The organism is Phocaeicola sp. (assembly GCF_048170425.1).
Lineage (GTDB): Bacteria > Bacteroidota > Bacteroidia > Bacteroidales > Bacteroidaceae > Phocaeicola.
In genome coordinates this window covers 1-9,429 of record NZ_DBEXBB010000192.1, presented here as the reverse complement: position 1 = coordinate 9,429, position 9,429 = coordinate 1, and the positions used below count along the sequence as shown (strand labels likewise).

Genomic DNA, 9,429 nt, shown 5'->3' with positions numbered 1-9,429 from the left:
CATATTCATGCTGTAGAGCGGGAGAAGTATAATTTCATTAGCGACTGGAAATTAAAGGTGGGTGATATAGTTCAGGCAGAGGAGGTGGACTATTCGGATGCAGGATGGAAGTCGGTTACACTCCCTCATGCATTCAATGAGGATGAAGCTTTCAAACTAAATATCAAGGATCTTACTGATACAATTGTATGGTATCGAAAACATTTTCGCTTACCTGCTGATGTGAAAGGACGGAAGGTGTTCATTGAATTTGAAGGAGCACGGCAAGGAATTGATCTGTATGTGAACGGTCACCTGGTCGGTCAGCATGAAAATGGAGTGATGGCTTTTGGTTTTGACCTTACTGCATTTGTAAAGCCGGGTAAGGAAAATGTCATTGCTGCACGTATTGATAACAATTGGGACTATGCAGAGAAAGCTACTGGCGTAAAGTATCAGTGGAGTAACCGTAATTTTAATGCAAATTATGGAGGCTTACCCAAGAATGTGTGGTTGCATGTGACGGATAAATTATACCAGACCTTACCTCTATATAGTAATCTGCAAACTACGGGTGTCTATATTTATGCGGAAGATATTCAGGTACGTGCTCGTAAAGCTCGGATTCATGCCGAATCGGAAGTGAAAAATGAAACAAGGAAAAGCCAGACAATTGGTTATCTGGTGGAGCTTTTTGACCGTGACGGGAAGCTTGTAAAGGCATTCCGTGGCGAGGAGAAAAGAATTAATCCAGGAGAAAAAGTAGTACTTTCGGCTGAAAGTGAAGTGGAAGGCTTACATTTTTGGAGCTGGGGATATGGCTATCTGTATACGGTAAAGACAGCTTTGTGCATAGAGGGAAAGAAAACGGATGAAGTAATTACGCGTACAGGTTTTCGCAAGACACGATTTGCTGATGGAAAAGTATGGTTAAACGACCGGGTGATTCAGTTAAAGGGATTTGCCCAGCGAACAAGTAATGAATGGCCTGCTGTAGGAATGTCGGTGCCGGCCTGGTTGAGTGATTATAGCAATGGCCTCATGGTGAAAGCCAATGCTAATCTGGTGCGTTGGATGCATGTGACTCCCTGGAAGCAGGATGTAGAGTCATGCGACCGTGTCGGTTTGATTCAGGCCATGCCGGCAGGAGATGCAGAAAAAGACTGCAAAGGACGTCAGTGGGAGCAGCGTAAACTGGTAATGAGGGATGCAATTATCTATAACCGTAACAATCCGAGTATCCTTTTTTATGAATGTGGCAATGAATCAATCAGCCGTGAACACATGTTGGAGATGAAGAAGATACGTGATGAATTTGATTATCATGGTGGGCGTGCAATCGGTTCTCGTGAGATGCTGGATATTCGTGATGCCGAGTATGGGGGAGAGATGTTGTATATTAACAAAAGTGCACATCATCCTATGTGGGCCATGGAGTATTGCCGTGATGAAGGCTTGCGCAAGTATTGGGATAATTACTCTTATCCATATCATAAGGATGGAGAAGGAAACAGTGCTTATCATTCTGCGGCCACCGGAAAAACGAAAAAACAGGTAGACGCCAGTGTATACAATCGCAATCAGGACTCTTTCACCATTGAGAATGTGATTCGTTGGTTTGATTACTGGCGTGAACGTCCGGGTACAGGGAAAAGGGTAAGCTCAGGCGGCGCTAAGATTATTTTTTCAGATACGAATACTCATTTTCGTGGGGTAGAGAATTACCGGCGTAGTGGAGATACAGACCCTATGCGTATTCCGAAAGATTCTTATTTTGCTCATCAGGTGATGTGGGACGGATGGGTAGATACGGAAAATCCTCGTTTGCATATCGTAGGACACTGGAATTATGAACCGGGAGTGGTCAAGCCTGTGTATGTGGTTTCTAATACGGATAGTGTGGCGTTATTTTTAAACGGAAAACCAATGGGGCAGGCTCAGCGTGACTATCATTTCTTGTTTACTTTTGATAAAATTTCCTTCACTCCTGGAGTATTGGAAGCTGTGGGGTACAATAACGGAAAAGAAGCTGCGCGTATGCAGTTAAGAACCGCAGGTAAACCAGCTAAATTGAAATTAGTTGCCCTTCAGCATCCGAAAGGATGGAAGGCTGATGGAGCTGATTTGGTGTTGTTGCAAGTGGAGGTTGTTGATACGGAAGGGAATCGTTGTCCGCTGGCGAACGATTTGATTCATTTTACGGTAGAAGGTCCGGCAGAATGGCGAGGAGGTATAGCGCAAGGCCCGGATAATTATATCTTGTCGGAAAAACTTCCCGTGGAATGTGGAGTGAACCGTGCGTTATTGCGCTCGTCTGTTACAGCAGGGAAGGTGGTTGTACGAGCCGAAGCAGAAGGATTGGCTTCCGCTTCATTGGAGCTGGTTTCTTCTCCTATGGAAGTACAAAATGGACTGAGTACATACATTCCTGGAGATGATTTGGAAGGAAGTTTAGATTGTGGAGAAACACCTTTGTCTCTTTCTTATATAGAGCGTGCGGTGGATGTAGCTATACTTTCTGCTGAGGCTGGAATAAATACGGAAGAAGCTTGTAAGAGTTTTGATGACAATGAATTGAGTGAATGGAAAAATGATGGAAAGGCTTCCACTGCATGGATTAAATATCATCTTGAAAGGGTAGCGCGTGTGGATGAGGTATGTATGAAACTTACAGGATGGCGCATGCGCAGTTATCCTTTGGAGATTTATGCGGGAGATGAACTGATTTGGAGCGGAGAAACTGAAAAAAGTCTGGGTTACGTTCATTTGAAGGTGAAACCGGTTCCTGCTTCTGAAATCACTATCCGGTTGAGGGGTTCAAGTAAAGAGGATGATGCCTTTGGACAGATTGTGGAAGTGGCTGCTCCAGTAGCCAATGAATTGGATTTGTTTAAGGCGAAAGATGGAGATAAAACCAATCATGAACTTCGTATTGTAGAAGTTGAATTTAAGGAAAGCCTGAACAGATAGCAGGCTGTGGCAAAAATATAAGCGGGGAAAAGCAGACATGAAGTGGCTGCTTTTCCCCGCTGTTGTCTTGAGGGTTATTTTACTTCGATTTGTATCTTTCCTGATTTCAGCCCTTTTGCGGTGACTTGTAACTCAAGGGTACCTGCTTCTTTCCCTGATTGTACAATTGCAGTCAGCATGCCGTTGAAAGCGTGCATCTGAGGCAGGTGGAACAAATCCAGACAAGTCGGGTCTCCATTGGCTGAGGCCTTGTAGCTTCCGGCTCCTTTCACTTTAAATTTCACCAAGCGCATGTCGGTGGGACAGAGATTTCCGTCTTTGTCTACAACACGTACGGTTACGTATGCCAAATCTTTTCCGTTGGCTGTGAGCGACTGGCGTGAAGAAACCAATTCGATGTGATGCGGCTTTCCTGCCGTACGGATTATCTTTTCCGCTTTGGCTGTACCGTGCTCATCGTATGCTACGACTTTTACTTCTCCCGGTTCGTAGATGGCGTTGTGCCACATCAGGCGGTAACGGTTTTCTACGCTTTGGTTGTTCTTCGTCTGTTTTCCATAGCTCTTTCCGTTGATGAAAAGTTCGGCTGTCGGATAGTTGGTATAGACGAATACAGGTACTTCTTTTCCTTCTCTGCCTTCCCAGTTCCAATGAGGGAGAATATGAAGTGTTTCAGCTTGCTTGTTCCATACGCTGCGGTATAAATAGTACCGGTCTTTGGGCAAGGAAGCCAGGTCGATAATACCGAACATAGAGCTGTGGTTGGGCCATGCATCCGTATCGTATGGGCTGGGTTCACCCAGATAATCAAAACCTGTCCAGACAAACTGCCCCAAAGTCCATTGGTGGTCATCAGCCAGAGCAAAGTCTATATCGGGAATGTTAGACCAGGAGCAGTATTCCAGGTCGTAAGAAGAAGACTGATGATCCTCGTATTTGGCATCGGCTTTACGTTCTGCCGGGAATTTATATACGCCACGTGAGCTGACGGTAGAAGAGGTTTCTGAGCCTAATACCAGATTTTGAGGCAAGCGTTGGTATGCCTCTTCATAACGGTTTGCACGATAATTGAATCCCGGGATGTCGAGCATGGCAGCAAAACCGTTGTCGAGCACGCAACTTACCTGGTCCATACCGCAGGTAACCGGACGGGTAGGGTCTTCCCGGTGACAAATGTCTTGCAGGAACTTGGCAACTTTGTATCCTTCACTGCTGCATTGGGTGGGGACCTCATTGCCGATACTCCACATTACCACACAGGGATTGTTCCGGTATTGCCGTAGCATGTTTACCATGTCTTTTTCAGCCCATTCCTTAAAATAACGATGGTATCCGTTTTCACACTTGGCAATGTCCCATTCATCAAAAGGCTCAATCATCATCATGAATCCCATTTCATCGCATAGTCTGACAAGTTCAGGAGCCGGCATGTTGTGTGCAGTACGGATGGCGTCGCAGCCCATGTCTTTCAATAACGTAAGCTGGTGGCGTAGCGCGGATACGTTAATAGCAGCTCCTAAGGGACCTAAGTCGTGGTGATTACATACTCCCTGGAATTTACGGTGCTGGCCGTTCAGGAAAAAGCCCTTGTCGGCTACAAATTCGATGGAACGGATACCAAAGCGGGTGGTATAAGTATCTGTAAGTTTTCCGTTGGCATAGATTTTAGATACGGCCTGATATAAGAACGGTGTTTCGGGCGACCACAATTGCGGGTTTTCTACAATAAAATTTTGTGTAAACGGTTGCCCGTGATTGATACGTCCGCTGTTTTTCTTGAAAGAAACTCTTTTTCCGTTCGGGTCCAGAATTTCTGTTTCTATGGTAATTTCTTCTTTTCCTGCATTCTGTAAAGAGGTACGAAGGCAAACCGAAGCATAGTCATTAGCAATGTGTGGGGTGGTAACCTGTGTTCCCCATACAGGTACATGTATTTTTTCTGCAGTAATCAGATGGACATTCCGGTAAAGTCCGGCTCCCGGATACCAGCGGGAAGATTGAGGACGGTTTTCCAGACGTACAGCCAATACATTGTCTTTTCCTTCTTTGTGCAGAAGTTCGGTAATGTCACAATGGAAAGAGTTGTAACCGAAAGGCCAGAAGCAGGCTTCTTTTCCATTGACATACACGCGGGCTTCACTCATGGCTCCATCAAAAACCAGTGTTGTCTTTTTGTCAGGGTCTGCATCGAAACGGGTGCGATACCATCCTACTCCCACATAAGGAAGTCCTCCGGTACGTCCGGTCTTGACAGATGCTTGTTTCTCCAAGTTCTGAGTAATGGCTACATTTTGTAAATCATTATTACGGTCAAACGGTCCATAAATGGCCCAGTCGTGTGGAATACAGACAGATTCCCATTGAGAATCATTAAATGAAACAGTTTCAGCTCCATTGGTTTCTCCTTTGTGGAATTTCCAGCCGGTTTCCAAGAGTTGTTCATGTCGCTGTGCGTTGAGACTGCATACACTACAGAGGATAGTAGCGAGCAGAAAGAATTTACGGATGTGCATAGATTTCTAAGATTAGGTTTTCATTTATCAAGCAAAGATAAACTTTTCGTTCGAAACTATCCTTATTTATTCCTGAACTCTTACTATATTTGCGGAGAAATTGGAGAAATACGTAATAATCAATCATATAATATTTCGCTATGGAATATAATTTCAGAGAAATTGAGAAGAAGTGGCAGCAGAGATGGGTGGAACGTAAGACCTATAAAGTTGTCGAAGATGAATCCAAGAAAAAGTTCTACGTGTTGAACATGTTCCCTTATCCGTCGGGAGCGGGACTTCACGTAGGTCATCCGCTGGGATACATTGCCAGCGATATTTATGCACGTTACAAACGATTGCAAGGATTCAATGTGTTGAATCCGATGGGATATGATGCATACGGTTTGCCTGCTGAACAGTATGCCATTCAAACGGGCCAGCATCCGGCCGTTACTACCGCAGCTAACATTGCACGCTATCGCGAGCAGTTGGACAAGATTGGTTTTTCGTTCGACTGGGATCGTGAGGTACGTACGTGCGAACCTGGATATTATCACTGGACACAGTGGGCTTTCCAGAAAATGTTCAACAGTTTCTATTGTAATTCATGCCAGAAAGCACAGCCTATCAGCAAACTGATTACTCATTTTGAGGCTGAAGGAACAAAGGGGTTGGATGTAGCATGCAGCGAAGAACTGAATTTTACTGCAGAAGAATGGAAAGCTAAGACAGAAAAGGAACAGCAGGAAATTCTGATGAACTACCGTATCGCTTACTTAGGAGAGACCATGGTAAACTGGTGTCCGGCATTGGGTACGGTATTGGCCAACGATGAAGTAGTAGACGGGGTATCTGAACGTGGAGGCCATCCGGTGGTGCAGAAAAAGATGCGCCAGTGGTGTTTGCGTGTGTCTGCTTATGCACAGCGTTTGCTTGACGGACTGGAAACGGTAGACTGGACAGATTCTTTGAAAGAAACTCAGCGTAACTGGATTGGTCGTTCAGAAGGTACTGAAGTACGTTTCAAGGTGAAAGACAGCGATTTGGAGTTTACCATCTTTACTACACGTGCCGATACGATGTTCGGTGTGACTTTCATGGTACTTGCACCTGAAAGTGAACTGGTGCCGATGCTGACAACCGAAGCACAGCGTGCAGAAGTTGAGGCTTATCTGGACCGTACAAAGAAGCGTACAGAACGTGAACGTATTGCTGACCGTCGTGTAACGGGTGTGTTCAGTGGTTCGTATGCCGTAAATCCGTTTACAGGAGAATCTGTTCCAGTATGGATTAGTGATTATGTATTGGCTGGTTATGGAACAGGAGCCATCATGGCGGTACCTGCGCACGATAGTCGTGACTATGCATTTGCCAAACATTTCAACTTGCCGATTGTACCGTTGGTAGAAGGTTGTGACGTAAGCGAAGAAAGCTTTGATGCGAAGGAAGGAATCGTTTGCAACTCTCCGAAAGCCGAGGTAACTCCTTATTGCGATTTGACGCTGAATGGCCTGACAATTAAAGAAGCTATTGCAGCTACCAAGAAATATGTGAAAGAGCATAATCTGGGCCGTGTGAAAGTAAACTTCCGTTTGCGTGATGCGATTTTCTCTCGCCAGCGTTATTGGGGTGAACCGTTCCCGGTATATTACAAGGACGGCATGCCGTATATGATTGACGAAAGCAAGCTTCCGCTGGAGCTTCCAGAAGTAGCCAAGTTCTTGCCTACAGAAAGCGGAGAACCTCCTTTGGGACATGCTACTCGTTGGGCATGGGATGTAGCCAGAGGTGAAGTGGTAGAAAATACAAAGATTGATAACGTCAATGTATTCCCTCTGGAATTGAATACCATGCCGGGATTTGCCGGTTCCAGTGCATATTATTTGCGTTACATGGATCCGCATAACAATGAAGCGCTGGTTTCTGAGAAGGCAGACCATTACTGGCAGAATGTAGACCTTTATGTAGGAGGAACAGAACATGCTACCGGTCACTTGATTTATTCTCGTTTCTGGAATAAGTTCTTGTTCGATTTGGGTGTCAGTGTGAAAGAAGAACCATTCCAAAAGCTGGTGAACCAGGGAATGATTCAGGGACGAAGCAACTTTGTATATCGTATCAAGGATACCAACACTTTCGTGTCTCTGGGATTGAAAGATCAGTATGATGTGACTCCGTTGCACGTGGATGTGAACATTGTATCGAACGATGTATTGGATGTAGAAGCTTTCAAGAACTGGCGTCCGGAATACAATAATGCAGAATTTATTCTGGAAGACGGCAAGTATATTTGCGGCTGGGCAGTAGAAAAGATGAGTAAATCCATGTATAACGTGGTGAACCCGGATATGATTGTAGAACGTTATGGAGCGGATACGTTACGTATGTATGAAATGTTCCTCGGTCCGGTAGAACAGTCTAAGCCATGGGATACCAATGGTATTGACGGAGTACACCGCTTCCTGAAGAAGCTTTGGAACTTGTTCTATGACCGCCAGGGTACTTTCTTGCCTGCTGAAGGAGAAGCTACCAAAGAAGAACTGAAAGCCATTCATAAATTGATTAAGAAGGTGACAGGAGATATTGAAACCTTCTCTTACAACACCTCTATCAGCGCCTTTATGATTTGTGTCAATGAATTGACTTCATTGAAATGTCGCAACAAGGCTGTGATGAGCAATCTGGTAGTACTTTTGGCTCCGTTTGCTCCGCATTTGGCAGAAGAATTGTGGGAAGCTTTGGGCAATACTTCTTCTGTATGCGATGCACATTGGCCGGAATTCAATGAGGAATATTTGAAAGAAGACAGCGTAAAATATACTATTTCTTTCAATGGTAAGGCTCGTTTTACAATGGAGTTCCCTGCCGATGCTGGTAATGATACCATCCAGGCTGCTGTACTGGCTGAAGAACAGTCACAGAAGTGGATTGAGGGCAAGACTCCGAAGAAGGTGATTATTGTACCGAAGAAAATTGTAAATATTGTACTTTAACCTTTTAAATGCTCGTCCGGAATGAACAGGAGGTATCTTCTGTTCATTCCGGACTGTTTTTTTATTGTCTATGGAAGCTTTATTAAAGAAAAAGTTGGGCCGGGAGTCCAGAGACTATCTGGCCATAACCTTCGGGCTGATTTGTTATTCCATTGGCTGGGCTGCATTTATGCTTCCCTATCAGATTACTACCGGAGGAGTAACGGGTATTGCGGCAATTATTTATTATGCCACAGGCATAGAGATTCAGGTCTCCTATTTTGTGATTAATGCAATATTCTTGGGTTTTGCCTTGAAAATATTAGGGCCTAAATTTAGTATTAAGACCATCTTTGCCATCTTTATGCTGACTTTCCTGCTCTGGTTCTTTCAGATGATTTTGAAGGATGAGAATGGCAATCTTCCTCAGTTGTTAGGCCCTGGTCAGGATTTTATGGCTTGTGTGATAGGTGCTGGTCTGCTGGGTTTTGGAATTGGTATCGTGTTCTGTAATAATGGAAGTACGGGTGGAACGGATATCATTGCCTGGATTATCAATAAGTATAAGGATGTTACGTTGGGGCGGATGATGATGTATTGCGATATCGTCATCATTTCATCCTGTTATTTTATTTTTCACGACTGGCGCAGGGTATTGTTCGGCTTTTGTGTCTTGTTTGTGATGAGTATCGTCATTGACTATGTGATTAACAGTACACGGCAGTCTGTGCAGTTCCTGATATTCTCACGCAAATATGAGGAGATAGCCGAAGGGATTGCGACAAAGATTGATCGTGGAGTGACTTTGCTTGATGGAAAGGGATGGTATAGTAAACAGGAAATAAAGGTAGTAGTGGTTTTGGCTAAAAAAAGGGAATCACTCGATATCTTCCGTTTAGTAAAGGACATTGATCCGAATGCCTTCATTTCACAAAGTAATGTAGTTGGAGTATATGGCGAGGGCTTTGATAAGCTTAAAGTAAAATAAACTTTTCCCTTAAAAAACTAAAATA

The 9,429-nt window shown here is 44.3% G+C and carries 4 protein-coding genes; 3 read left to right on the top strand and 1 reads right to left on the bottom strand.

Going from position 1 to position 9,429, the window contains the following annotated elements:
- Positions 1-3: 3 nt before the first annotated feature.
- On the top strand, positions 4-2,949 hold the full coding sequence (locus tag ACMJ0U_RS07605) for a glycoside hydrolase family 2 protein (protein WP_417129313.1): 2,946 nt from the start codon (positions 4-6) through the stop codon (positions 2,947-2,949).
- Positions 2,950-3,023: 74 nt separating this feature from the next.
- Here ACMJ0U_RS07605 and ACMJ0U_RS07600 read toward each other — a convergent pair whose 3' ends face one another.
- Positions 3,024-5,462, bottom strand: a complete 2,439-nt coding sequence (locus ACMJ0U_RS07600; protein WP_417129311.1) for a glycoside hydrolase family 2 TIM barrel-domain containing protein — start codon at positions 5,460-5,462, stop codon at positions 3,024-3,026.
- 140 nt (positions 5,463-5,602) lie between these two features.
- Here ACMJ0U_RS07600 and leuS point away from each other — a divergent pair, with 140 nt between their 5' ends.
- Together leuS and ACMJ0U_RS07590 are read left to right on the top strand one after the other, a co-directional pair.
- Entirely contained in the window at positions 5,603-8,437 is a 2,835-nt protein-coding gene (gene leuS, locus ACMJ0U_RS07595; protein WP_417129309.1) for a leucine--tRNA ligase, read from the top strand.
- A 70-nt stretch (positions 8,438-8,507) separates the two neighbouring features.
- Positions 8,508-9,404 carry a YitT family protein gene (locus ACMJ0U_RS07590; protein ID WP_007559540.1) on the top strand — a complete coding sequence of 299 codons (897 nt, stop codon included), beginning with the start codon at positions 8,508-8,510 and terminating at the stop codon, positions 9,402-9,404.
- Positions 9,405-9,429 lie beyond the last annotated feature (25 nt).